The 26,176-nt window shown below is 64.6% G+C and carries 19 protein-coding genes; 10 read left to right on the forward strand and 9 right to left on the reverse strand.

Annotated elements, in window-relative coordinates:
* Nucleotides 1–14: 14 nt before the first annotated feature.
* Nucleotides 15–1,394, reverse strand: a complete 1,380-nt coding sequence (locus tag AC1DBQ_RS01225; protein ID WP_476926749.1) for an MFS transporter — start codon at nt 1,392–1,394, stop codon at nt 15–17.
* A gap of 195 nt (nt 1,395–1,589) precedes the next feature.
* A complete protein-coding gene (metH, locus tag AC1DBQ_RS01230; protein WP_476926750.1) occupies nt 1,590–5,240 on the reverse strand; it encodes a methionine synthase in 3,651 nt (1,216 codons plus the stop codon).
* 194 nt (nt 5,241–5,434) lie between these two features.
* Between metH and AC1DBQ_RS01235 the strand changes: the two genes are divergently transcribed.
* The 3 genes from AC1DBQ_RS01235 to AC1DBQ_RS01245 all read left to right on the forward strand — a co-directional run bounded on the left by AC1DBQ_RS01235 (nt 5,435) and on the right by AC1DBQ_RS01245 (nt 8,930).
* Complete coding sequence (locus tag AC1DBQ_RS01235; RefSeq protein WP_476926786.1) at nt 5,435–6,211, forward strand: electron transfer flavoprotein subunit beta/FixA family protein; 777 nt, start codon at nt 5,435–5,437, stop codon at nt 6,209–6,211.
* A gap of 11 nt (nt 6,212–6,222) precedes the next feature.
* Nucleotides 6,223–7,206 (forward strand): electron transfer flavoprotein subunit alpha/FixB family protein, encoded by a 984-nt coding sequence (locus tag AC1DBQ_RS01240; protein ID WP_476926751.1) that lies wholly within the window; start codon nt 6,223–6,225, stop codon nt 7,204–7,206.
* Between the two features lie 800 nt (nt 7,207–8,006).
* Entirely contained in the window at nt 8,007–8,930 is a 924-nt protein-coding gene (locus tag AC1DBQ_RS01245) for a cytochrome b/b6 domain-containing protein (protein ID WP_476926752.1), read from the forward strand.
* 24 nt (nt 8,931–8,954) lie between these two features.
* On the opposite strand, the gene AC1DBQ_RS01250 is transcribed toward AC1DBQ_RS01245, so the two are convergent.
* From AC1DBQ_RS01250 to AC1DBQ_RS01265, 4 genes are all read right to left on the reverse strand, one after another.
* Nucleotides 8,955–9,638, reverse strand: coding sequence for a response regulator (locus AC1DBQ_RS01250; protein ID WP_476926753.1), 684 nt, complete (start codon nt 9,636–9,638; stop codon nt 8,955–8,957).
* Nucleotides 9,631–10,764 carry a sensor histidine kinase gene (locus AC1DBQ_RS01255; protein WP_476926754.1) on the reverse strand — a complete coding sequence of 378 codons (1,134 nt, stop codon included), beginning with the start codon at nt 10,762–10,764 and terminating at the stop codon, nt 9,631–9,633. The genes AC1DBQ_RS01250 and AC1DBQ_RS01255 overlap by 8 nt, the downstream gene beginning before the upstream one ends.
* Before the next feature lie 548 nt (nt 10,765–11,312).
* Nucleotides 11,313–12,146, reverse strand: a complete 834-nt coding sequence (locus tag AC1DBQ_RS01260; RefSeq protein ID WP_476926755.1) for a sulfurtransferase — start codon at nt 12,144–12,146, stop codon at nt 11,313–11,315.
* 192 nt (nt 12,147–12,338) lie between these two features.
* On the reverse strand, nt 12,339–13,775 hold the full coding sequence (locus tag AC1DBQ_RS01265; protein WP_476926756.1) for an MFS transporter: 1,437 nt from the start codon (nt 13,773–13,775) through the stop codon (nt 12,339–12,341).
* Between the two features lie 286 nt (nt 13,776–14,061).
* Between AC1DBQ_RS01265 and AC1DBQ_RS01270 the strand changes: the two genes are divergently transcribed.
* From AC1DBQ_RS01270 to AC1DBQ_RS01280, 3 genes are all read left to right on the forward strand, one after another.
* The gene (locus AC1DBQ_RS01270) at nt 14,062–14,724 is read left to right on the forward strand and encodes a VOC family protein (RefSeq protein ID WP_476926757.1); all 663 of its coding nucleotides are present in this window, start codon (nt 14,062–14,064) and stop codon (nt 14,722–14,724) included.
* A gap of 558 nt (nt 14,725–15,282) precedes the next feature.
* On the forward strand, nt 15,283–17,493 hold the full coding sequence (locus tag AC1DBQ_RS01275) for a hypothetical protein (RefSeq protein ID WP_476926758.1): 2,211 nt from the start codon (nt 15,283–15,285) through the stop codon (nt 17,491–17,493).
* Between the two features lie 187 nt (nt 17,494–17,680).
* The gene (locus AC1DBQ_RS01280; RefSeq protein ID WP_476926759.1) at nt 17,681–18,163 is read left to right on the forward strand and encodes a sensor histidine kinase; all 483 of its coding nucleotides are present in this window, start codon (nt 17,681–17,683) and stop codon (nt 18,161–18,163) included.
* A 47-nt stretch (nt 18,164–18,210) separates the two neighbouring features.
* Here AC1DBQ_RS01280 and AC1DBQ_RS01285 read toward each other — a convergent pair whose 3' ends face one another.
* Nucleotides 18,211–18,642 (reverse strand): hypothetical protein, encoded by a 432-nt coding sequence (locus tag AC1DBQ_RS01285; RefSeq protein ID WP_476926760.1) that lies wholly within the window; start codon nt 18,640–18,642, stop codon nt 18,211–18,213.
* 322 nt (nt 18,643–18,964) lie between these two features.
* On the opposite strand from AC1DBQ_RS01285, the gene pdxR reads away from it, so the two are divergent.
* The 4 genes from pdxR to AC1DBQ_RS01305 all read left to right on the forward strand — a co-directional run bounded on the left by pdxR (nt 18,965) and on the right by AC1DBQ_RS01305 (nt 24,039).
* Entirely contained in the window at nt 18,965–20,461 is a 1,497-nt protein-coding gene (pdxR, locus tag AC1DBQ_RS01290; protein ID WP_476926761.1) for a MocR-like pyridoxine biosynthesis transcription factor PdxR, read from the forward strand.
* Between the two features lie 111 nt (nt 20,462–20,572).
* The gene (locus AC1DBQ_RS01295; protein ID WP_476926762.1) at nt 20,573–21,658 is read left to right on the forward strand and encodes a sugar phosphate isomerase/epimerase family protein; all 1,086 of its coding nucleotides are present in this window, start codon (nt 20,573–20,575) and stop codon (nt 21,656–21,658) included.
* The gene (locus AC1DBQ_RS01300) at nt 21,655–22,953 is read left to right on the forward strand and encodes an MFS transporter (RefSeq protein ID WP_476926763.1); all 1,299 of its coding nucleotides are present in this window, start codon (nt 21,655–21,657) and stop codon (nt 22,951–22,953) included. Before AC1DBQ_RS01295 ends, AC1DBQ_RS01300 begins: the two co-directional genes overlap by 4 nt.
* A gap of 249 nt (nt 22,954–23,202) precedes the next feature.
* Nucleotides 23,203–24,039 (forward strand): hypothetical protein, encoded by an 837-nt coding sequence (locus tag AC1DBQ_RS01305; RefSeq protein ID WP_476926764.1) that lies wholly within the window; start codon nt 23,203–23,205, stop codon nt 24,037–24,039.
* A 78-nt stretch (nt 24,040–24,117) separates the two neighbouring features.
* On the opposite strand, the gene AC1DBQ_RS01310 is transcribed toward AC1DBQ_RS01305, so the two are convergent.
* Both AC1DBQ_RS01310 and AC1DBQ_RS01315 read right to left on the reverse strand, forming a co-directional pair.
* Nucleotides 24,118–24,423: a hypothetical protein gene (locus AC1DBQ_RS01310; RefSeq protein WP_476926765.1), complete on the reverse strand. Its 306-nt coding sequence runs from the start codon at nt 24,421–24,423 to the stop codon at nt 24,118–24,120.
* Between the two features lie 304 nt (nt 24,424–24,727).
* Nucleotides 24,728–26,170, reverse strand: a complete 1,443-nt coding sequence (locus AC1DBQ_RS01315) for an HNH endonuclease signature motif containing protein (RefSeq protein WP_476926766.1) — start codon at nt 26,168–26,170, stop codon at nt 24,728–24,730.
* Nucleotides 26,171–26,176: the final 6 nt, after the last annotated feature.

Genomic DNA, 26,176 nt, shown 5'->3' on the forward strand with positions numbered 1-26,176 from the left:
CTTGCCATGGGACGTTAGGCGCGGGGCAACAATTGCGAGGCTACGGTGCGCGCATGTCCTGCMGGCGCGGGGTCGTCGTGGTACCGGCGCAGAGGCCGTCCTGCCGTCTCAGGTATGAGGAAGGTGGCGACGAGGAATGATGCGCCGGCTATCACTGCGACGTAGATGGCGGGGGCGAGCGAGTATCCCGTTCCCGCGACAAGCCACGTTGCCAGGAAGGGTGCGGTACCGCCGAACACCGCGTACGTAATGTTGTAGCAKGTGCCCGATGCCGCGAAGCGCACATCGGTGGAGAACATTTCCGACATCAGGACCGAGGTCACCACGTTAGCGGTCACGGCACCGAGTCCTATGAGCAGTTGGCTGACAACGGCGGTTGCGAACGTTCCCTGCTCGGCGATCATGTACGCCGGAATGGTGAGAATGGCGAGGAGACCGGCTGCGGTCTGCATGGTGCGGCGGCGTCCTATGCGGTCCGAGAAACGGCCCATGACAGGGGCCAGCGCCGTCGCGAGGGTCAGCGAGATCAAGCTCGAGAAGAGTGCGAGGTGCGGGGGCAGGCCGACCACCTTGATCAGGAAGGTCGACATGTACGTGGAGTAGATGTAGAAGGAGAGTGCCGTGAGCATCACGAACCCGCCCAGGCGTAGCATCGCCGGCCACTGGGTGCGGAAGACGGCCCCCAGGGACGGGGCGGGACGAGAGGTGGATTCATCAATCATCGCTTGGAACTCGGGGGACTCGTGGAGCTTGGCGCGGATGTAGAAGGCGATCAGGCCCATCGGCACGGACAGTAGAAAGAGGATGCGCCAGCCCCAATCACCCATGGCCGCGGCCGGGAGGAAGAAGCTGAGCAGCGCCCCGAGTCCAGCGGCGAGGGCGAACGAAGAGAACGTCGCCGCCGACATGGCCGACGAGTAACGGGCCCTGTGCCTGTCGGGGCTGTGCTCGACGACATAGATAGTGGCGCCCGCGTATTCTCCGCCGGCGGAAAAGCCCTGCAAACACCGGGCAAGCACGAGCAGGACGGCAGCCCAAATACCGATCGTCTCGTGGCTTGGGATGAGGCCGATTGCGGCCGTAGACCCGGACATGAGCAGGACGGTCAGCACCAGGATATTTTTACGCCCAAGACGGTCGCCCAGGCGTCCGAAGAAGATCCCGCCCAAGGGCCGCAGCGCGAAGGCTACCGCGAACACGGCGAACGTCTCCAGCAGACCGGTGACCGGATCCTTGGATGCGAAGAAGGTCGCGGCAATGTGTGTTGCCATGTAGCCGTAGATGGCAAAGTCAAACCACTCCACCACGGTGCCGGCAAAAGAGGCCCTCACCACCTTACGCAGGCGCTCCGGACTCACCTTCTCCAGCGAATTGTCTGCAAGATCGCGTTCCATGTTGTCTCCGTTCAGGGGATGGCGCCAAGACCGCGAGGTGTTTCACTTTCAGCCCAGCCACTGTGGCAATGCGGCGCATATATGATCCAGATCACCGTTGGTCATACAACAACCTATTTCCTCTGGTAGCAACAAGTCAAGGATTACGCCATGACTCTTCCTGTCAGCCCGCCCAAGCCAGGGACCGCCACCAACTCACACCTTGAAGTACTTCGCCTCCGGGTGGTGGAACACAAACGCGTCGGTGGACTGTTCGGGGTGCAGCATCAGCTCATCGCTGAGGACCACGCCCATGCGCTCCGGCTTCAGCAGCTCCACCACCTTTCGGCGGTCCTCCATGTCCGGGCACGCCGGGTAGCCGAGCGAGAACCGTGCACCGCGGTAGTCGAGCTTGAACAGCCCTGTCTTGTCCTTCGGCTCCTCGGCCGCGAATCCCAGCTCCGAGCGGATACGCGCATGCCAGAACTCAGCGAGCGCCTCGGTGAGCTGCATGACCAGGCCGTTGAGCTCGTAGTAGTCGCGGTAGTGGTTCCCCTTGAACAGCTCGGAAGTCACCTCATCGATCTTCKAACCGGCGGTGACCAGCTGCACAGGCAGGACGTCCACCTGCCCCGATTCGCGGGAGCGGACGAAGTCGGCGAGGCACAGGTGCCGGTCGCGGCGCTGGCGCGGGAAGTCGAAACGCAGCCGCTCGGTGCCGATCTGACCGCCTGAGCCGCCGTCGGGGGCGAGCAGTCCCGCGGTGCCGAGGACGCCGTCGCGGTCCTCCCCGTGGTGCAGCACCACCACCTGTTCCCCTTCGGAGACCACCGGGAAATAGCCGTACGCGACGGACGCGTCAAGCATTCCCTCGCCGAGGATGCGGTCCAGCCAGTACCGCAGGCGCGGGCGGCCCTCGCGTTCCACCAGTTCCTCATAGGAGGCGCCGTCCTCGCCGCGACCGGGCTTGAGCCCCCACTGCCCCATGAAGGTGGCGCGTTCGTCGAGGAAGGTAGCGTAGTCGTGGAGTGCGACGCCGCGCACAATGCGCGTACCCCAGAACGGCGGCGAAGGCACGTGATTGTCGGCGGCGACGTCGGACCGGCCGGGCATCGCCTCCGGCTCGGTCACCGTGAACTTCGGGCCGCCTTTATGGATCCGCTTCTTCAGCGGCGGAAGGCCGACGGCGGCCGGGTCGGCGCCGCGGGCCACCTGCACCAGGGGCTCCATGAGTGCCAGGCCCTCAAAGGCGTCCTTGGCGTACCGGACGGTTCCTTCAAACTGCTCCGCGAGGTCCTGCTCCACGTAGGCGCGGGTCAKGGCTGCGCCGCCGAGGATGATTGGCCATTTCTTCGCGAGTCCCCGGGACTGGAGTTCGGCGAGGTTTTCCTTCATCACCACGGTGGACTTCACCAGCAGGCMGGACATGCCGATTACGTCGGCGTTGTGCTCCTCGGCTGCGGCCATAATCTCGGCGATCCCCTGCTTGATGCCGATGTTGATCACTTTGTACCCGTTGTTGGTGAGGATGATGTCCACCAGGTTCTTGCCGATGTCGTGCACGTCGCCGCGCACGGTGGCGATCACCATGGTGCCCTTGCCGGAGGAATCCGACTTCTCCATGTGCGGCTCGAGCAGGGCAACCGCATTCTTCATCACCTCGGCGGACTGCAGCACGAAGGGCAGCTGCATCTCGCCGGCGCCGAAGCGTTCGCCAACCACCTTCATGCCTTCGAGCAGCTGGTCGTTGATGATGCCCAGCGGGGTCATGCCTTCGGCGCGCGCCAGGTCGAGGTCCTCTTCGAGGCCCTTGCCTTCGCCGTCGATGATGCGCCGCTGCAGGCGTTCGCCGGTGGGCAGCGCGGCGAGTTCAGCGGCGCGCTGGTCCTTGAGCGCTGCGGTGTCGACGCCGGCGAACAGGTCCAGCATGCTGTTCAGGGGGTCGTACGTGACATTGCCGTCGGCGTCGTATTCGCGGCGGTCCCAGATGAGGTCCAGCGCCACCTTGCGCTGCTCTTCCGGCAGCGACGCGAGCGGCACGATCTTGGCGGCGTCAATGATGCCGCTGGTCAGGCCCGCCTGCACGGCCTCGTGCAGGAACACCGAGTTCAGGGCCATGCGCGCTGCCGGGTTCAGGCCAAAGGACACGTTGGAGACGCCGAGAGTGGTCTGGATGCCGGGATATTTCGTGGTGATCTGGCGGATGGCCTCGATCGTTTCGATGCCGTCCCGGCGGGTTTCTTCCTGGCCGGTGGCGATGGGGAAGGTCAGGGCGTCGACGATGATGTCCTCGACGCGCATGCCCCATTCGCCCACCAGGGCGTCGACGAGGCGCGAGGCGATGGCCACCTTTCCCTCGGTTGTGCGTGCCTGGCCGTGCTCGTCGATGGTCAGGGCGATCACGGCGGTGCCGTGTTCCTTCACGAGCGGCATGATGCGCGCGAAGCGGCTGTMCGGGCCGTCACCGTCCTCGTAGTTGACGGAGTTGACCACCGGGCGTCCGCCGATAAGTTCGAGCCCGGCCTGTAGGACGGGTGGTTCGGTGGAGTCGATGACCAACGGGAGGGTGGAGGCCGACGCGAAACGTGAGACGACCTCCTTGATGTCGGCCACGCCATCGCGCCCCACGTAGTCAATGCAGACGTCGAGCAGGTGCGCGCCGACGCGGACCTGCTCGCGGGCGATATCGACACAGTCTTCCCAACGCTCGTCGAGCATCGCCTGGCGGAACGCCTTCGAACCGTTCGCGTTGGTGCGCTCGCCAATGGCGAGGTACGCAGACTCCTGGTCGAAATTCACATGATGGTAGAGGGAAGCGATGCCGGCTTCACGCTCGGTGGGAACGCGGCTGCCGTCAGCGCCCCTCCCGCCGCTGGTGACAGCGACGCTGGCGCGCAAGGGCGCAAGACGCTCGACGACGGCGGCCATGTGCTCCGGCGTCGTACCGCAACATCCGCCCACGAGGCCCAGACCGAATTCCCGCACGAACTSCTCGTGCGCGGTGGCGAGTTCGGTGGGTGAGAGCGGGTAGTGCGCGCCGTTGGCACCAAGGACGGGCAGGCCGGCGTTGGGCATGCAGGCGATGGATACGGTGGACTGCTTGGAGAGGTGGCGCAGGTGCTCGCTCATCTCATCCGGCCCGGTGGCGCAGTTGAGGCCGATGGCGTCGACGCCGAGCGGTTCGAGGGCGGTGAKCGCGGCGCCGATCTCGGAGCCCATCAACATGGTTCCGGTGGTTTCGACGGTCACCTCGACGAAGATCGGGAGCCGGATGCCGCGGGTGACGATCGCCTGCTTGCAGCCGTTGACCGCGGCTTTGGTCTGCAGGAGGTCCTGGCTGGTCTCGATGAGGAAGGCGTCCGCTCCCCCGTCGATGAGTCCCTCGGCCTGCAGGGCGAAKGTCTGCTTGAGGTAGTCGTAGCTGGTGTGGCCGAGGCTAGGGAGCTTGGTGCCCGGGCCCATCGAGCCCAGGACCCACCGCATCCGTCCGTCTGTTTTTTCTGCCGCTTCGGCACGGTCCCGGGCGATCTCCGCGCCCTTCCGGGCGAGCTCTTCGATCCGGTCGTCGATGCCGTAGTCGGAGAGGTTGGACCAGTTCGCGCCGAAGGTGTTGGTTTCGACCGCATCGATACCCACGGCGAAGTACGCGTCATGAATGTCCGCGAGGACATCCGGACGCGTGGCATTGAGGATCTCGTTGCAGCCTTCAAGGCCCAGGAAGTCGTCCTCGAGCGACAGCTCACGCCCCTGCAGCATGGTTCCCATCGCCCCATCGGMAATGACGACCCGGTGGTTCACGGCATCCAGCAGCTCCTGCGAACGGACGGGGCGGGGGACGGACTCAATATCAAGCGCAAAACGAGGCATCTAAACAGACTAYGGGCGGGGCAGTATGCAGTGCGCTGTATTTCCATGTACTACGACGGCGGGGGTCGCCTTCCTGAGACCTTCGAGTCACGACACGGGCCCTGTCCCCCGGGAAGGGTCTCCCTTTCGTAGACTCGATGGAGATCCGACCCGTCTCTTCTGTAGAGACAAGCCCGCCACAGGAAGAGCCATCGATGAAGATTGTCGTTCTAGTAAAGGAGGTCCCCGACACCTACGGGGACCGAAAACTGAACCTGGAAACAGGCCTCGCCGACCGGGAAGCCAGTGAGGCAGTCATTGATGAGATCGGTGAGCGGGCCTTGGAACTGGCGCTGACGTACGCCGACGCGCACGAGGGCACTGAGGTGGCAGTCCTCTCCCTCGCTCCCGAGGGTGCGACGGCAACGATCCGCAAGGGGCTTGCCATGGGCGCGGGGAGCGCCATCCACATCTCGGATGAGGCGCTCCGGGGGGCGGATCTTGGACTTACCGCCKAAACCCTCGCAGCAGCGATCCCACGCGCCGGGTTTGACCTCGTGATCACCGGCAACGTCTCCACCGACGKATCCGGCGGGATGATTCCCGCGATGCTCGCAGAATTGCTTGACGTGCCGCACGCTACCGGCCTCAGCTCCGTGGAAATCAGCGACGGCGCCGTGTCGGGCACCAGGCCCGTTGAATCCGGCGTGCAGAAGGTGTCAGCGGACCTGCCCGCGGTGATTTCCATTACGGAGGCACTTCCCGGTGCACGCTTCCCGAACTTTAAAGGAATCATGGCCGCGAAGAAGAAACCCCTTGAGGTGCTTACCCTCGCAGACCTCGGGATCACGGCCGACAACCCGGAGGCGGCGCGTTCGATCATGCTGACCATTGCAGAGAAGCCCCCGCACGCGGCGGGCGTAAAGATCATTGACGAGGGTKACGCCGGCGAGAAGCTCGCTGACTTCCTTGTCGAAAACCGACTGGCTTAGGGAGAAACKACATGACTGAATTCCCTCCTGACGCTATCCTCGTCGTCGTCGAAACCCTGGCAACCGGTGAACTCGAGAAGGCAGCACCYGGGCTGTTCGGCGCTGCCGCTGCGGTCGGCACGCCCATCGCCTTGGTTCTTGCCGCACCCGGCGCCGGCAGCGCCGCCGCCGCGGAGGCCGCCGTCCTGGGTGCCACGCACGTACTGATCGCCGAGACCCCGGATCCTTCCGTGCTCGGGCTGACGGGCGTTGACGCCCTTGCCGCCGCCGCGGAGCAGGTGCAGCCGGACGCGATCCTGATTTCGCATTCTCTGAACGGGCGCGACCTTGCCGGCCGCTACGCTGCCCGCACGCGTGCAGCGGTTTCCGCCGATGCGGTCGGTGTGTCCCGTGACGACGAGGGYGTCGTCGCCCACCACTCCGTCTACGGCGGTGCCTACAACGTAACGTCGACGTCCACGTTCGGGGCGCCGGTAATCACGGTTCGCCAGGGCTCCATCGATGCGCGGGCTGCGGCTCAGCCGGAAGCCTCGGAGGCCTTGGCCGTGACGCGCTCCGAGAAGCCGGGCGCGCGGATCGACTCGTTCGAGGAGGCGGTTGCCGCCACCTCGCGGCCGGAGCTGCGTGGTGCCGCGAAGGTTGTCGCGGGTGGTCGCGGCCTCGGGTCGAAGGAACAGTTCGCACTGGTCGAACAGCTCGCCGATACGCTCGGGGCTGCCGTTGGCGCTTCGCGTGCCGCGGTGGATGCGGGCTACATCCCGCAGTCGCAGCAGGTTGGCCAGACCGGGGTTTCGGTGTCATCGCAGTTGTATATCGCGCTGGGCATCTCCGGMGCGATTCAGCACCGGGCCGGCATGCAGACCGCGAAGACGATCGTCGCCATCAACAAGGATTCAGACGCGCCGATCTTCGAGATCGCCGACTTTGGTGTGGTCKGCGACCTCTTCAAGGTTGTGCCCCAGCTCATTAGCGCGCTTGAGGCTCGGAAGAAGTAGTCATGGCAACTTTTTCTCGGTCTGTTCCGCGGGGCCTGCCGCGCGTCGAAGGTGGTGACCCCTGGCCTGCAGCCGGCCAGGCGCCCGCACGCATTGTGACGGCAGGAGCGGCCGCCCGGTCCGCGTCTGTTTCCGGGGCGGGATCGGTCACCGCCGCGCCGTCCGCCCCCGCACCCCCCGCTCCCGTCGCGCCCGCTGCCGTCGCGCCCGCTGCCGTTGCCCGGGAAACGGMACCGGCGGCATTGTCCGCTCCGGTCCCGGCAGTGAACGCCGGCGCCGCGGTGGCGCGGCCGCTTCGCCGCGGCCTGCCGCGTTTGCCGGGCGGCGAGCCTTGGCCGCCCGCGGGCGAGGCTCCGGTGTCAGTGGGGGCTCGGTCCGGGGCTCCCGCCGCAAGCGCCACGCCCGCGCCGGTCACAGAGGCTGCTGTGCCCGCGGCTGCGGCAGCAGTAGCGGCAGAGACGGCGACGGCGGCTGCAGTAGCGCCGGCATCGACGTCGACGTCGCTCCCAGCTGCTCCGGCCACCGCACCCGCCGCAGTGACGATGGGAACCACTTMGCTGCGTCGCGGGCTTCCCCGCGTCGCCGGTGGCGAACCGTGGCCGCCGGCTGGACTCGCTCCGGCGGTCGCGGCCGCCCCTGCGGCGCAGGCCGTTCCCGAATCCATTGCCCAGGCCCCTACCCCGGCCGCCCGTGTGGTGGAGGCCGTTGCCKAGGCGGAGCCCTCAGCAACGGCGAGTGCGCCCGCGGCMACAACCCCGCCGGCAGCGACGGCACAGCCCGTCGTCGTCGCTGAAAAGCCCGTGAGTCCAAAAACCGAGGCAAGGCTCTACGGTTCGCGTACCCGGGGCCAGTGGATCAAGCTCGTCGTGCTCCTCGCGGTCGGCGCCGTGGCCGCCGCAGGGATCCTTGTGCTCGCCGCGCGCGGCGTGACGACGCTGCCGGGCGTGCCGGAGTTCCTCGAGAGGTACCCGGGCGCATATCCCCTGCCCGACACGGTGGCGCCCGGCTTCCCCTGGTGGGCGCAGTGGGCGCACTTCCTGAATATCTTCCTGATGGTGCTCATCATTCGCTCCGGCTATCAGGTGCGCACTCAGCAGAAGCCGCCGGCGTTCTGGACGCCGAAGCGCGGTGGCAAGAAGATCAGCATCAACCTGTGGCTGCACCAGTCACTCGACATCTTGTGGCTGGTMAACGGACTCATCTTTGTGGTGCTGCTGTTTGCCTCGGGACGCTGGATGCGAATCGTCCCGACTAGCTGGGAGGCGGTCCCGAACGCACTCTCCGCGCTCCTGCAGTACATGACCCTCGACTGGCCCGTTGAGAGCGGCTGGGTGAACTACAACAGCCTGCAGCAGATCATGTACTTCCTCGTGGTGTTCATCGCGGCCCCGCTCGCGGCGATCACGGGTGTGCGCATGAGCGAGTTCTGGCCGAAGGACGCGAATAGGCTGAATAGGATCTACCCGGTGGAGGTCGCGCGTGCCATTCACTTCCCCACCATGCTGTTTTTTGTGCTGTTCATTCTCATCCACGTGTTCCTAGTGTTTGCGACCGGCGCGCTGCGCAACCTGAACCACATGTTCGGCGGCACCGACGTGGTGAACTGGGTCGGATTCTGGCTCTTCGCGGCCGCAATCGCCATCACTGCGGCCGGGTGGTATGCCGCCCGACCGCTCATAATCGCGCCAATCGCGAAGCTGTTCGGTCAGGTAAGCAGCCGCTAGGTTTCACCGGGCCGAATTGCCCCTTCAGGTGCCCAGTAGACGGCGTTCGTGGGCGAAGGCGACCAGCTGCAGCCGGGTTCGGAGCTCCAGCTTGTCCAGCACGCTGCGCAGGTGGGTTTTGATGGTTGCTTCGGAAACGAACAAGCTCTCCGCCATTTCGCCATTGCTGAGGCCTTTGGCCGCGAGCAGGAAGACGTCCCGCTCCCGCGCGGAGAGGACGTTGAGGACCGACAGGTCCGGGCCCGTCGCGGGAGCACTGCGGGCCGCATGTTCAAACAGAGAGTGGATGGATCCTGGCGCTATGACCGAATACCCGGAGTGAACAGTGCGGATGGCTGCCAGGAGGAACTCCGGTTCCGCGCTCTTGAGGAGATACCCGCTGGCCCCGGCCTGCACCGCCTGAACCACGGCCTGATCCCGGTTAAAGGTGGTCAATGCGATAATTTTTGGCTTGTCGGTGCCGGCCGCATCCGCGCGCTGCACAATCCGCTGGGTGGCCTCGACGCCATCCATGACCGGCATACGCAGGTCCATCAGCATGACGTCCGGACGACGTTCGCTTGCCAGGGCTATTGCCTGTTCTCCATCGTTCGCCTCTCCGGAGAGTTCCATGTCCTCCTGGCTCTCTATGAGCATGCGGATTCCTGCACGGAAGAGAGGCTGGTCATCCACCAGGGCGACGGTGATGAGCGCCCCCGCATCAGCCACGGTCGTGCACTTCCAGGGCAGTCGCTGCTTGCTGTGGCAGTCCGATTGCGGCGAGCACCGGTTGGGCTTCCGCATCCGCGATTTCCGTGAGGGAGCCCCCGGCTTCATCGCAAGCTTTATCGTCCGCTTCMCTCGCTTCCCGGGTTMCGTAGGGGACGAAGACCGTCACACGGAAGTGTTCGCCGTCCGGGCCGGCCGTCAGCCAGCCGCCGGCCAGATGGGCGCGTTCGCGCATGCCGGGAAGTCCCCGCCCGACCCGGGAGGAGGACGGATCGCCGGCGCCTGCTTGGCCGGGGTCTAGCGCCGAGGCCACGTGCAGGGTCAGACCCGGGCCGCTCCAGTCAAAGTGGARCCGCACGTCCGTGCCGCGCCCGCCATGTTTGAGCGCATTGGTCAGGCATTCMTGGACGATCCGGTAKACCGCCATCTGCTGGCCAGTTGAAAGTTTCACGGATGTCCCGGATTMGCTGCGGTGCACCTTCAAACTACCGCGCTGCATCCCTTCGATKAGAGCCGGAATGTCGCTAAGTCGCGGCTGCGGCGTCACCATGCCGTCATCACGGACTCCCTCGATGACGCGTTGGGCGTCCACCAATGCGCTGCGGGCTGACCGGGCGATGGTGTCCAGGGCGTTGAGGACAGCTTTGGGCTGGTCCTTGCTCAGGTATCGGGTTCCGTCGGCTTGGGCGGCGATGACTGCCAGGGAATGGGCGAGGACGTCGTGCAGGTCCCGGGCGATGCGCGTCCGTTCCTGCTCCACAATCAGGTCGATCTCGGTTTCCTTCAGGCTGCTCTGCGCCAGTTCCCGTGCCCGGAACAGGCTGCCCCGTTCCTGGTACAGCGCCAACAGAAGTCCGACGGCGGCGCAGGATCCTGCTATCAACAGGAGGAGTCCAAATAGCTGCCAGCCGTAGTCCTGAAGCATCCAGCGGTCGCCGGCGTACGCAGGAGGATACCAGCCGACGCCGTTTCCGTACCTCCACGAGAGCATCAGGAACGCCATGATGGCAGCGGCGACCATGTTCGCGCCMKCAGCAATATAGCGCAGCCGCTGCGGCGCGGTCCACAAGATGAAGCCAAGAGCAACAAAGGAGCCCAGATAGATGGCCCAGTGATTGGAAGCCATCGGCGGCAGGGCATGACTTAGCTGTCCKGCAAGGAGTGCACCCGTGAACCCGAGGGACACGAGCGGCTTCCAAGAGGCTGTCGCAATGGCCAAGGTCATCAGCACCAGGGGCCAAGTTCCAGGCCAGCTGTCCAAACCCGTGTTGCTCACCMCGTACCCACCGGTCGGGCCCATTCGGCCGGCCTCGGCCACACACCACAGGGAGAAGAAGATGACGGCCGCCACGAGGGCGCCCCCACGCCGGACATATTTCAGAACTGGTTCCATGCCAGTCACCATATCCACGGCAATCACGCGCTTCTCTGCATTTGGCTGAGATCTCAACCTAAAAGCCAGAGGATTCATTCTTTKAGCCAGAAACTAGCTGCTACCGGCCACGCGGTACTTCCGTTCTGCGGTGAAAGGGGAGGAGCATTCGGGCCAGTGCTGAGAGACCTCCGGGCTGACGGCGTATCCACGGCAGAAGAGCTCGAGCGCCTGCTCGCCCTCGGCGCTCGGCGCAGAGACGTCGACCAGGAATCAGGCGTTCAGCAGTTTCAATGCCCGCATCACGAGGATTCCACCGGTAACTCGGGCGTCCGTCCCCATTCGGCCCAGGAGCCGTCGTAGACCCGGACGTCCTCACGTACCAGCAGATAGGTGAGCGCGAACCACGCCGTGCAGGCTCGGATTCCGATAGTGCAGTACGGGATCACCTCGCGTACGCCCGCGGGGTCTAGCGGCGCAAATATCTCCCGCAATTCTTCGACGTTTCGGAACGCCCCGCCGTCGTMGCGCAAGGCGTCGATCGACAAGTGAACGGCCGAGGGAATGTGGCCGGCGCGGCCTCCTGGTTCGAGTCCACCTGACGGCCAGAACCGCTCGCCCTGGAATTCGAGATCACTGCGCACATCCAGAATCGTGACCGAGGGGTCATCAATCGCGCTCTGCACCCGCGTCCGATCGGCACGGAGCCGTTCATCCTGGCCGGGCAGACGGTAGTCGGTCGTAGCCGGTGCGGGCACCTGGGTGGTCCACGGACGTCCGGCCTCTTGCCACGTGTCTCGAGAGCAGTCGAGAATCCGGRCGTCGGTATGGCCGTAGAGCTTCATGAGCCAGAAGCCCATTGCCGGTCCATAGCCATAAAAAACCACTGTTGAGTCCGGGGCAATCCCGGAACCGGCGATCAGCTTTTGGACAGCGGCCGTGTCGAAGAGCTGGTAGTTGCCGTCCTTCAGGTCCCGGTAGACGTTCCACAGCACAGCACCCTCAATGTGCCCGCGGTCATAAGCCGTCGCATTCACGTCGATCTCAATCACGCGAAGCCCTGGATCGTGCAGATGCTCCTCAAGCCATGGCGCATCGACGAGCACATCGCCCCCGGYATCGCCCGTATCGTACATCTCCGGACCTCCTGAAGTGCGTCAATGAACGGGACGGACCCCGCTCTTCGCTGAGAATCCGCACATTACTCCKCCTCCCGTCAATCCGGTACGGGCAGCTGCAAAGACGCTGGCTGCCGGGCTGCAACTATGTGACCAGCGCGACCGGCAACCGGCTCCGCCAGCCCCTTCACAAGCTCATCCGGCTCTCGATTACTCTCGCGCGGCGGCGTGGACCTGCTTGACGGGTTTTGTGGCGGGCATGCCGATGACGGCGGCGACGGTGAGTACAGCGGCGATCAAGACGGCCAGGAAGACGGCGGAGGAGGCCGCGACGACCGTTTGGGGGTCCGTGTCGCCGTGCGGGGTACCGGCGTAGACCGCATTCGCTATCGCCCCGAAAACGGCGACGCCGATGGAGCTGCCGATCKACCGCGCGAACAGGTTGGTGCCGGTGACCACACCGCGCTCGTTCCATTCGACGCTCGATTGGGCGGCGATGAGGGTCGGGGTCGCGACGAGCCCGAGTCCCAGCCCGACGATGAAGMAAMTGCCCGCGACCAGCCCAATGCTGGRGACGGAGGCGGTGAGGGCAAGGACTGCAGTGCCGATGACGGTGACCGTGATGCCGATCAGGGCCGTGTTCCGGAACCCGATCCGAAGATACAGACGGCCCGATTGGGACGCGCTGATCGGCCAGCCGATCGTCAGCGCCGCGAGGGCGAGCCCGGCCAGGATCGGGGAGGTGGAGAGTGCTCCTTCCAGGAACGTGGGAACGTACGAGGTGAGGCCAAGCATGACCGCTCCGACGCCGAAGGCGATCATCGCCGTCGTCGCCAGCAGCCGCCGGGACACCACCCACGGCGGCAGGACCGGCTCCGCCGCTCTCCGTTCAACCAGGATGAACGCGGCGAACAAGAGGGCGCCGCCCGCGAACACTGCAATGCTGATGGCGGAATCCCAGGCCCAGGCCTGGCCGCCCTCGAGGGCCCCGAGAATGAGCAGGGTGAGCGAAACTGTGAGCAGCCCCGCCCCCAAATAGTCGACCCGGTGCTTTACGCGCTCGATATTCTCGTGGAACGACCGGACCAGCATCCACCCTGCCACCAAGCACAGCGGGATGTTCACGAGAAAGATGCCACGCCAGATGCCCAGTGCGGCAAACACTCCGCCGAGCGTGGGGCCAACCACCGAGGAAACGGCCCACACGCTCGCAAGGTAGCCTTGCACTTTTGCCCGCTCTGCCAGCGTGTAGATATCGCCGGCGATGGTGATGGCCATCGGCTGGACCGCTCCCGCGCCCAGGCCCTGCACCACGCGGAAGGCGATGAGGACCGGCATGCTCCAGGCAACGCCGCACAGGATCGAGCCGAGCAGGAACAGGCCGATTCCGATGAGCATGATCGGTTTGCGGCCGATGGTGTCGGAGAGCTTCGCGTAGACAGGTACTGACACGGCCTGCGCCAGCAGGTAGGCGGAGAAGAGCCACGGGAACGACGCAAACCCGCCGATGTCTTGCACGATCGACGGCACGGCCGTCGCCACCACKGTCGCATCGATCGCCACCAGACCCGTGGAGAGCATCAGGGCAATGAGGACAGGTCCGCGTTTGGAGCGGAAGCCGACTCCGTCGGCAGTCGATGTCGTCATGTGATCTCGTTCCCATCCGCGTGCAGGGCGCGTTGCGCGCAGAACCGGTTCCGGCCCCGACTGCATAACCTCGCCCTTCAGCGAATTAGTCCCGGATGTCCTTCCATAACGCTCCCGACCGGACCGCTCAAGCAGCTCGCCGACGTCGAGAAAGCGGCCATGATCAAGCGGACGACGGCGGGACCACCCGCCGTCGTCCGCTTGAGTTGGGTGCCAAAACGATCAAAATAGTTGAATAGCACTATCTCATCGAGGACTCCTCAACKAGACCGGAGAGGAACTGGAAATGGCTGACGACCTTGCAGACATGGTCAGCGTCCGGTACATGGTGAGCGACGTCGATGCCGCGATCGACTTCTACACGAAGCACCTCGGGTTCACCCTCAGGATGAGCGCCGCACCGGCGTTCGCCGATGTGGCACGCGGTCAGTTGCGGCTGTTGCTGAGCGGACCAGCGAGCTCGGCGGGCCGGCCCATGCCGGATGGTACGGTGCCTGCACCGGGAGGATGGAACCGCATCCACCTCATCGTGGGCGATATCGCCGCCGAAGTGGACCGGCTCCGTGCAGCCGGCCTCACGTTCCGAACGACATCGTCAAGGGCCCAGGCGGTMAGCAGATCCTTCTGGAGGATCCGTCCGGCAATGTGGTCGAGTTATTCCAACCCGCCGGCACCTAAACACGCCGCGGGCCGGGTAGATTCTGCCACCAAGCCGGCGACGGCGGGGCTCCCGCCGTCGCCGTCCGTTTGCGTGTGGTGCCGTTCACCTGGACAGTGCCGGCGCCCGAGTGGTTGTGACAATTTCGGCTTCGTCCGCGCTCACGATGACGCGAGCACCGCCGCCACCGCCACCTCCGCCGCCGCCGCCGCCCTCATTAGTCAGAACATCGCTAATTGCGTCCCAAGCGCGACTGGTGAGGTCCTCAGCCGCGTCCCATATACCCGATAGACCGAACGCAACTGCGTCAAACCCAGGACMCGCTGTCCTTGAGAGACCTGGMGTCTTGCCTTCTGCATCGCATTCGGCTGTAAATAGTGCGGCCCGTCCGTGCACCATTGCACGAATTCGATCGCTCTGACCAGACGCTAAACGTTCAGATGTAAAAACACCGGGCGCATACGCAACCGGCTCAAAAGAAATGTCAATCATTTTCTCTCCGTTGATCCCCAGATTCGGAGTTGTTTAACAGATGCGGAAGCATGAGCTCCGCATACGCGACATTCGCAGCATCAAAATTGAGCGCGKGAATAATCGGCACACAGGCGTATTTTCGGCAGGTCAGTCTCTGAGTTATCCCCCCATCATCGACTTTCACTCGTCATGGTCCTCGCAGGAGAAACGAAAGTCAACGGCCGTTAGTCCCGTGGGGTCCGTCGGCCCAGAGCGAAACGTCGCCCCGCCGCAGGGCTTAGAACTGAAACTGGGCCCCCGCTCCCCCGAACACCAAACGGATATCGGACCCGGCAGCGATGTTCAAGGAAGGATTGTGGTGGTTATGATTCGGTCATGCYGAACCCGCGATTGTCCCTCGCCMTAGAACGGATTGGCCCTGGAGACTGGGAGATATTCGAAAAGTTCGCGTCGGAGTTCCTCGCCGTCGAATATCCGGCCCTGCGGACGATGGCAGCTCCGAATGGAGACAAGGGCAGGGACGCCGAAATATTCACAATTGACGGTGTGCAGAGAGTTGCATTTCAGTACTCTGTGACAGCGAGTTGGAAGACAAAAATTACGAGTACGCTGGACACCCTCCAGAAGAATTGTCCTTCGGTCAGCACCATGATCTACATGACCAACCAGGTGATTGGTCCGACTGCCGATGAACTCAGGGAAGAGTCCCGACGTGATCGGAATATAACCGTAGATATCCGGGACCGGTCGTGGTTTGTGGACCGTKAGGCGTCCTATCCGCAACGACGAGTGGCAAGTGAAGAGCTGGCCAAGAGATTTGTCGATCCGCTCCTGTCCAAACGCGGGGTCATTGACAGAACAGCGACCTTGACAGCGGATGAGAGCAAGGTCGCCGTGCTGCATCTGGCACTCGACGACGAAGATCAGGCAACCGATCAGAGTCTTACCAAGAGCTGCTTCGATTCATTGGTCTTGGCGGCGCTTCACGATTCGAGCGCAGACAACAGGCTCAGCCTGGGCGAAATCCAGGACGGCGTCGCACTCCGCATGCCCGTGGGGAAGCGGGGGCAGGTCGATGCTCTGACCCTGAGCGCATTGAACCGCCTGTCTCGGAAGGGGCCCGTCAAACAACACAAATCAGCGTCCGGGTCTGAGGACACGTACCATCTCAGTTTTGAGGAGGCCAAGAGGATAAATGATCAGACCGCCGGGTTCCTTCTTKATGAAGCTGTTCTCGATGCGAAACTCACTGCGGCGATTCGAGCCCTCGAACTACCGGAGGCACTGAGCGACGCGCAGGTGGCGGACGTTTCTCGGCAACTACGCACAGTGCTGGAAGAAACACTCCTGGAACGAGGTGAGTCTTTTGCCGCAGCCGTGGAAACGGGAGATCCGTTCCAGCTCAGCCCCGTAGCCATAGCCGACAGAATTACGGCAAATGGCGGCATCAATGAGCTCAGTTCTGATGCCGCGGCCGCGGCCATTATGCATGTGTTGGAGCAGCGTTCGCCCCAAACACAGTCGCATCTTCGGCGACTAGCTGACGCATACACGCTTTTCGCGTTCCTGAAACAAACCCCGGACGTGCAGAAGGTCATGCTCAACGTCTTCAGTGAAGGCGACATATGGATGGACACCACCGCGATCCTGCCGCTTATTGGCKAGAGCCTGGTGGACGATCCGGAAGAGCGTCACTTTACGATCTTGATGCGAGCAGCGGCAGACGCCGKGTTGCTTCTATTCGCAACGGACGGAGTCGTGGAAGAAGTTGAAAGACACCTCAACCTGGCCGTGGCTTATGGTCACAACAGAACGTCGCCGTGGACCGGAAGGGTCCCGTTCCTCTACTCGGCCTTCGTGCTCTCGGGCCGGCCAGAGAGTGAATTCCTGGACTGGCAAAGGAACATCTGCGGACRCGAACAGCCGTTGCAGGACGTCAGCGACTACCTCGCCGACGAATTCTGTATCGAGACCAAGAGTCTCCTGGAGTACTCCGAAGCCGCATCGCTCGAACTTCGTGGCGCCGTTCAGGAACTATGGAATGAGACTCACGAGAGAAGGCGTCAACGGGGTGACTACGGAGCCGAGCAAGGGACGCGGTCCCGGCTGGTTGCCCACGACGTTGAAAACTCAGTCGGCGTCATCGAGTATCGACGGACGATTGGACCGTCACCTATGGGCTACCTCGCATGGTGGCTGACGTTCGATGGAACAGCAATGAAAATGAAGGACCACCTGCGGGAACGCCTTGGCCCTCAAGCGCCCGCGTCGCCCGTATTGAGCCCGGATTTCCTCACTCAATTGCTTCGCTTAGGCCCCCTCCGCACTGCCATCGAGCAGGATCTGAGAGTGCAGTTACCCCTACTCACGGATATGAGCGTCAATCACTACGCTCCGCAGGCTCTGCTCGATTTAGCACGGGAAACGAGAGAAAAGTCGTCGAGTCAGAATGAACGGGTAGTGCGTCGCGAAGTCCGCGACGCGGTGAACCGTGCCAGGCAGCAGATGGGTCCAGCGGCGATAGGCGGCGTTCGAGCAATGGAGGATCGAATTTCAGCTTCCATCAAACGCCAGTCACCGGGATGACTCCGACCGGCGGGCACATATAACCAGCAGATGAGACGGCGGCCGCACTTCAGAACAGGGAACGGCACGGACTGCGGAACATCGTCGAAGACCTCCCCACGCACAAAGCGGAAGGCGGCAGGACCTCCCGCTGTTGCCCTCGGCGCGGCGCCGAAAAATGCCAACGACACAAGCGCACAGTAAGAATATGAAATCACTACTCAGCGATGAAGTCGTCGCCGTACGTGGCGTCCTCACCGATACACACCCGGTCGATTTCCATGCCCTTGGGCTCACCGGCGCAATCGACCGTCTGACCCTTCCCCTCCGCGCACGCGGCACCGTGGTGCATCTGGAGACTCCGCACCACAGGATGGAAGTAGACCGACAGTCCGCAACTCTTCTGTACCGGGCAGCGCAGGAGCTCCTCAGCAATGTCTATAAATTCGCCCAGGCATCAGCTGTGACGGTCCGGCTGGGCTGCGTCACCCACGGCATGACCCACGGCGTTCAGCTCAAAGTGACCGACGACGGCGGTGGTTTCGACGCGCCGGCAGCCATGGTTGGCCGGCACACCGGCATGGGACTACGCCTCATGCGCCTGGCGGTGGACCTTGCTGGCGGAGAGGTGATCATCGATTCGTCCGCCGCCGCGGGAACCTGTGTGACGATAACTCTGCCCCTGGACTAGGGCCGGCCCCCTTTGCCAGTCGTAGCCCACACGGAGTCCTGATTGCCTCAGGTCCGGGCCTCTGCGGGGCCGGCGTCCGCGTCGGCGTTCGGGCCGCTGGTACGCTGCACTTTCACGGACGGCACCGGCTCCTCATCGGCCGGCCGCAAAAAGTGCCAGGCCGCCAGCCCCGCGGTCACCGCGACGGCCACCGCCCCGGCAATCACCCAGGCTTTCCCGGAAGCCGTCCGCCTCGACTTCGCCCGGCCGGGGGCCGTGACTGCCGGGGCAACATCAGGTGCGATCCGCTTCAGACCCTCGTGAACACGGGGAGTGAGAGTTTCCACTTCGCTGGCGAGCTCGTCAGCGAGCCGCCGCAGACCGGTCTGGATCCTCGGGGACGCAGAGTCAACTCCGCTATCGAGCCCTGCGATCAGTTTCTGCAATGCCGCTTCGACCCCGGGAGTGGCCCACTCCGTCCCCTTCGTGAGCTGAGACATGAKGTTCTCTGAAAGGTGGCGGACCTGGTCGGCCCGAACTGGGGGTGTTGCAGTGCGCATAAGTGCCTCCTCGGTGAGATGGATTCCCCTAGCCTACGGCGGCCGTCGCCGTCGAAACAGGTTCTCCCGGCGGCAGCCATCAAGCCGCTGACCCTCAGTGCCAGCTGCGCCCGACGTCGGGCGTCGCGGCGGACGGAATCACGCACCAGCGGGCACTGGGACGCTGGGACGTCGTCGGTTCTTCGCCCACCACGCACCGCGGAGCCTGGGAAATCGGCCCGTAAAATGGGTCCATGGTGAAATCAGCTCCGCGGTTCGCGGGATGAAGAGCGCTGGTGGCCGTCTGCTGGCCGGACTTGAGCTCGACCGCGCAGCGCCTGTGCCTTTGCACCAGCAGCTGTACGCGCAACTGCGCACCCAGATCCTGACGGGTTCGATGTCGAGCGGAACCCGCTTGCCCTCGACCCGCACACTCGTCACCGAGTTGGGAGTATCGCGGATCACGGTMGTGTCTGCGTTCGAGCAACTCACCGCTGAGGGCTTCCTGCGCTCACGCGCGGGAGACGGCACGTACGTCGAMACCCTGTGGAGCGATGCCGMCCCGCGGCGGCAGATGTCCCGGCCGCCGCTGTCCGAACGCGGAGCCGCCACCTCTTCGCGGGGCACCGACCTGTTCAGCGAGGCGCCGCACACGTGGGCGCCGGCCGAAACCGAATMGTTTGTTGCCAGCCAGGTTGCGTCCTCTGCTTTCCCAGCGGCGACCTGGAAGCGCCTGCTGGGGCGCCATGCCGGGCGCACCGATCCCCTCGCGATCGGCTAYAGCGATCCGCACGGCCACCGCCCACTGCGCGAGGCCATCGCGGACTACCTCAACGATGTAAGGGGTCTGGCGTGCACGGCGGACCAGGTCGTCATCACCTCCGGTGCACAGCAGGCGTTCAACGTGCTGGCGGTTCTCCTGCTCGACGCCGGCGACCCCGTCGTCGTCGAGGACCCGGGGCACATCTCCGGACGACTCGCCTTCCAGTCCCAGGGCTGTCCTGTCCGAGGCGTCCCCGTCGACGACGAGGGAGCGGTCCTCCCTGACGATGACAACGGCGCGGCTCCGGCACGCCTGGCCTGTTTGACCCCCGCGCGCCAGCATCCGCTCGGCGTTGCGATGAGCCCGGCGCGAAGGGCGGAGTGGATTGCGTGGGCGMAACKACACGGGAACTGGATCGTCGAGGACGACTGCGACAGCGAGTTGCGCTACCGCGGGAAATTCCTCCCAACGCTGTTCGGGCTCGATTTGAGCAGGCAGGTGATCACCGTGGGCTCCTTCAGCAAGGTGCTCGCGCCATCGATCCGCCTCGGATACTGCGTGTTGCCGGAGGACCTGGTGAAGCCGTTCGCATCCGCATCATCGGTCATCGGGCGCCCGCCCGCGATGGTGCTTCAGATGGCACTCACGGATTTCCTGTCGGAAGGGCATCTGCACGCCCACCTTCGCCGCACCCGGCGTCTGTACGCGGCACGCCAGGACTCCCTGCTCGAATCAATCGATCATCAGTTGAGCCACCGGATTGAAGCCGCCCCGGTCGACGCTGGCCTGCACGTCATGGGCTGGCTCCGTGAACCGGTCGACGATATCGAGGTAGCGCGGGGACTGGCCGTGGTCGGGGTGTACACCTACCCCCTCGGCGAGTACCGGCTCACCCGAGAGCTCCCCCCGGCGCTGCTGATCGGGTTCGCCGGCACCGCGGAGGAGCACATGGCCCAGGCTGTCGGCAGGATGGCCGCCGCATGGGACCGATGGGAGCGCGTCACCGCAGGTTCCTGAATGGACTTAACGGCCACGGCCATAATGGATCTTTTTCGTGATCCATTACCGGCGTACAAATGATGAGTGACATTCGCCACCACCCCTGACACGCCTCCCGAGGAGCCAACGATGCCCCCTGCCGACGCCCAATTTCAGGCGCTCCTGAGATCCCGCCTCAACGAAGAGGAGGCCGGATCCCTGCCCCGCCTKACCAACGAGCTGGCCCGGACCCTGATCGAACGGATCGACCGCGCCCCTCTGTTCGCCCACGCCTACGCCCTCCTTGGCAACCTGACCTACGGCGGGTACGGGCCCGATGATGTGCTCGACTTCGCGCATCGGCATGGCCTGGCCGGCGCCTGCATCCACCTCCTCGACGGCGAGGAGCGGAGCCTGGGCAGGATGAGCGACGATCGGCTGCGCAAGTTCGCCGACCGCGCGCGCCGCCTGGGTCTGAGCATCCACCTCGAGATCAGCACCACCCTGCGGGCGGACGTGGACGAGGTGGTCCGGATCGCGGGCGTCCTCGGCGTCCAGCACATCCGCGTCTACTCGCGTTTCGAAGGCACGCTATCGGAGGTTACGACACTGATCGAGCAGGACCTGCRCCGGCTCGCCGTGCTCGCAGACGAGCACGATCTGCACTTCTCCTTCGAGCAGCACGAGGAACTGCGCTCCACCGAGATCGCCGCATTGCTGCGCCAGGTTTCCCATCCGCGCCTGCATGCCATGTTCGATTTCGGGAACATGATTAATGCCTGTGAGCGTCCGATGGATGCCCTCTCCGCGCTCGCGCCGCACATCCTGCAAGCGCACCTGAAAGGGGTTCATGTTCTCCCCGAGGGGGACGGATATGGTCACCGCGGCGTGCTGCAAGGAAGTCCTGAGGACGACTTGCCCGGTGCGCGGATGCTCTTCGAGCTCCTGATGCTCGGTGAGGACGAGGCCCAGGTCATCGCCCTGGCCCTCGAACAGGAAAACCTCTACTACGCTCCCGCCTTCCGCCACGCCGKCGAGGGCGAGGACCCGTTCATTCCGTACCGCGATCTGAGCACTACCGGCATCCCGGCCGGATGGACCCGGGATGAGCTGCTCGCCGCAGAACCAGGCTGGGCCGACCACCAGGTGGCCTATGTGAAGGATCTGCTCGCCTCGCTGCGCAACATCGCCGTCGCGCAGCTCGACACAACGAACACTCTGGCAGGTGCACGATGACCACATTGACTAAGGCCCCCGGGAAGCCCACGAACCGCGTTGACTGGAGCAAATGGATCCGCTTCGCTCTGCTCGTCATGGCGGGCGGCACCATCTACAAGCTCGCCAACCTCAAGGACGCGTTCTACGTCCCCATGCAGGAGGCAATGGGCCTCAGCCACACTGAGATCGGTACGCTGCTGAGCGTCAACTCGATGGTCGCGACGGCGCTCTTCATCGTCGGCGGCTACCTCGCCGATCGCTTCTCCACGCGGATCCTCATCCCGCTCGGACTCGTCGGCAGCGGAGCCCTGGGCCTGTTCCTCAGCACCTTTCCAGGATTCAGCACGCTCCTMGTCCTGTTCGCGCTGCTCGCCGTGTGCTCGGACTGCCTGGTCTGGCCTGCATTGCTGAAGAGTATCCGCCAGCTTGGCGGTTCGAAGGAACAAGGGCGGCTCTTCGGCCTGCTTGAGGGCGGTCGCGGCGTCGTCGACACTGCCGTGGCCTTCTCCGCACTGGGAATCTTCGTTCTGCTCGGTTCGGGTACCGGCGGATTCCGTGCGGCCATAGCCTTCTACGCGATCGTTGACGTCGTCGTCGGCGTGCTGTTGTTCCTGCTGCTTCGCACCCAGACAAGCGAGCAGGCGAGCAAGCCTCCCGCGCCGAAGAAACAGAAGGCCGGCCTCGGCGAGATCTGGCGCGCGGCGAAGCAGCCGCAACTGTGGTGGGTGAGCTTCACCGTGTTCATGGTGTACGTCGTGTACTGCGGCCTCACGTATTTCATCCCCTATCTGACCTACGTCTACGGGCTGCCTGTCGCGCTGGTCGGCGCCTACGGCATCATCAACCAGTACGGCCTGAAAATCATCGGTGGCCCGATCGGCGGAGTCCTCGCGGACAAGGTGTTCAAGGGTGCGAGTCGGTACATCCGGTTGGCGTTCCTGTGCCTGATCCCGGTGGTGGCGGTGCTGCTGCTCCTCCCGGCCGATCCGAGCAGCCAGATCCCGGCGATGATCGTGACCCTGCTGTTCTCACTTATCGTCTTCACCATGCGGGGCGTTTTCTGGGCGCCGATGGACGAGGTCGGGATCCCGGAGGAGACCAGCGGCACCGCCTTCGGAATCGCATGCCTGGTCGGCTATGCACCAGGGATGTTCGCTTTCATCGTCTACGGGGCAATCCTCGATGCGAATCCGGGAGCCGGCGGCTACCACATCGTGTTCGTCGTGCTCGCGGCGCTCGCGCTCGTGGGAGCAGTCGTGTCCAGCGGGCTCGTGCGAGCCGCCCGGGCCCGACGGGCCGTGGCCGAGGTCTGATCGCCTACCAGACGCTAACGACGACGAACCCCCTGGAACTCCCGGGGGTTCGTCGTCAGGTGGTTTGGTGCCGACGTCGTTGGATCTTCGATACTTCTCGACCTCCACCGGAGGCCGCAGTGGCATGAACCTTGGCCCTCTTTTTATCCGTGAGAAGCGTTACAAATAAATACGGCCGCAGCCGGGAGTCAGCCACAGGCAGGTAAAGTTATCTGTTCGTAACATAACCTKACTGAAATGTGTTTGAAGATGCCTGCAGACTCCACTAAGGAAGACAAGCCGAAACAGCTCCTCGGGCTAAKCGGCACCCAGACTATTGGCTCGGCGTTGGCCGCGGTGACCTCGGCCTTCGTGGGGTCCTTCCTCGGCGTCGCCGGGACCCTTATCGGCGCCGCACTCGGCTCCATCGTTGCCACCGTGGGCGCCGCCCTCTATGCCCGAACACTCAGCTCGGCCGCCGCCGTGGCATTGAGGAAAATGCCCCAGCGACGCATAGGCGGACTGCCCGCTGACGGCGACGTGCTGGCCGCGAGCGCTCCGGTCGAGAGCGACGAACCTCGAGCCAAACGGCTGAGGAGGCAGTTCACCCCCAAGACCTGGATCAAGGTCGGGGCGGTCAGTGCTGCCGCATTCGTTATCGCGATGATCGGTGTCACTGCAGTCGAATTCRGAGCCAATAAGCCCATCTCCAGCCTTGTCTCGTCGACGTCAAGCACCGACGGCGGTGCGGCCGGGCCCACGACGACGCTGGGCACAGCATTGAGCGGCAATCCGACTGTCCCGGACAAAACGGACKCATCGACCAAGGACGTGAAGGAAGTGCCTGGGCAAGTCGCGCAAGTGCCTGGGCAAGTCGAGCAAGGCGCAAACAAAAAAGGTGGCCTGACCACGGACGGTACCCCCAGTGGCACGGACAACGGCTCGGCCGGAGCCGAAGTGCCGGGAGCCAGCCAACCAAGCGCCACCATGCCGGCGGACGTCGCCCCCGAAACCGGCCAGAGCCCGAACCCCGCCCCCTCGTCCGAACCGACCCCGCAGCCCGAGGTGTCCTCGGGTTCGAAAGTGGCCCAGCAACCCGCACCGTGATGGCGAAGTGATGGCGGGGCCGGGCGGCTATGTCGTGGCGGCTGACTCATCCGACGAGGACCGCCTGATTCCCAGCGGTCAGCCAGCGCCCTGGCCCTCGCGGGCCACCTCCTCCAGAATCCTGGCTGTCGGCGCTGCCGACATCAGCTGCCCTACCACCTCCGGTTTGTCCCACACCTGGCTGCGCAGCCGTTCCAGAAAGACGGTCGCAACGTCCTTGGTGTCGAAGTCGAGGAGCACGGCCACGCTGTTGTGGTCCTCTGTGTCCCGGAACACCCGGATAGATCGGGCGCCCGAGGCGGCGCGGCCTGCGGGATCGGTGTCGAAGACTTTCTTCCATGCCTCGTAGTCCCGGACCGGATAGCTAATCTGCAGGGTGAACATCGTCGTTCCTTCCCCCCGGGCTGCGGCAGGAACACGATGGGCCGTCCAGCGTCATCCCGGTAGGGCCGGAGAGCGGCCTTGAACCTGCACTACGCGCGGCCGCCTAATGTGAGCATCCGGTCCCTAGGCGGACGACGGCGGGACTTCCCGCCGTCGTCCGCGGGGCTGTGATAGGCGTGGGGACAGTGGCCTGAATAGCTCCGATCCGGCCTTTCAGGGTCACGTCGGAGGCAGGGGCGCAGGCCAATAGCCGGCACATCATTCGAACCTTTCATTGGACGGGGGGGAACATGGAGCGCCGATCCTACGCMGCGACGAACTGTGCCCAGTMAGGAAAGGGATCCACTGGTAATGGTGGCCCGGTCTCTCCGGGTCCGACGGCGCCGGCAAGTACGTCGAGCCAGTCGGGCGGTTCCGACTCCCGGCCTTCGCCCGCCTCGCCGAGGTACTGCGGCCAGTGCGGTGGTTCCCAGTCTTGTTGTTCGCTGGAATACGAGCGTCCCGCAGGTGAGATCCAGCCGGGTGGCTGGTCCCGGGTGGCGTCAACCGGCCTCCATGCTGTGGTGTGTCTGAGACGGTGGTGCCGTCGGCATGGCTGGCCCAGGTTGGTGATGCCGGTGCCGCCCCCCTCGGACCAGGCCAACACGTGATCCGCTTCGTTATCCAGAGAATGGTTATTGCAGCCCGGAAAAGGGCACCGGCCATCCCGAAGCCGCAACCATTGGCGCATCGCCTTCGGAAYCCGGTAGCTGGTCCGCCCGATCTCCAGCGGCGCTCCATTGCGCGGATCGGTCAGCACACGAAGGAACGATCCGGCACCATCCCCCACAAGCCGGCGGGCCATGCTCGGAGGAATGGGACCATACCCGTCCAGGGTGGCCGGTTCCGACGCGGCGCCCAAGAGAGACAGCGCCGGCACGGTCACCAGGACCTGCGCCTTGGGTGACGGAGTTCCTTCCGCCACCCCCGCCAGCAGCCAGTCAGCGGCGACGTCCGCACGGAGCTGGGTCAGGGTCCGGGATTCATTCGGCTCCTGCAGGGCACGCGCCGCCTCCGTGGCACGGGACCATACACCCGCCGCCACATCCGCAGTCAGATAGGCCGAGAGCCAGGCCATGCCGTCCCGGTCCGGCACATATTCCAACCGACGGTCCCCCACACCCTTGCGGTGGCGCACTTCGATGCTGACAGGATGATGCACCTMACGCCATCTGCGCGCTTTGGCCCGGAACCTGCCCGGCACCAGCTCGCCCGCCCGGCAGCCACGCGCGGCAAAGGGAGCTTCGGGGTCCAGGAAATGAGCCTCCAAAGCAGCCGCCGCGGCGGGGTCCAGGCCGGACGTTTCATCACACATCACCCGCGCGTGTTGCCAGGAAATGCTTCCTGCCTGCAGCGCAGACAGCGTGAGGGGCAACCGGGTGGTCAATTTGGCTGACTCAGCCAGGAGCGCAGCCGCCGATCTTTCACTCACGGTCAGGACACAGGCCACCTCTGCTGTCACCGCCATTTCCTGGGCGGTGCGCTCCTGCGGGGAAACGGCTGGGGCCGCCATGGCGGCGGCGGTGCGGGCATATCCGGCGGCGAAGTGCACTTTCAGCGCGGGAAGCCTGGCCTCCATGCGGCCCACCTCAGCCATGCCGTCCAGGCACGCGTCCGCTTCGTCCCGCAGATGGTCAGCGCCAATCGAGGCCACGTTCCCGGCCGCGTAACGGGCAAATGCAGCCATCGCAGCGAGGGAGGCCYCCATGGCCTC

This window comes from Arthrobacter sp. 10T413_2 (genome assembly GCF_056394205.1).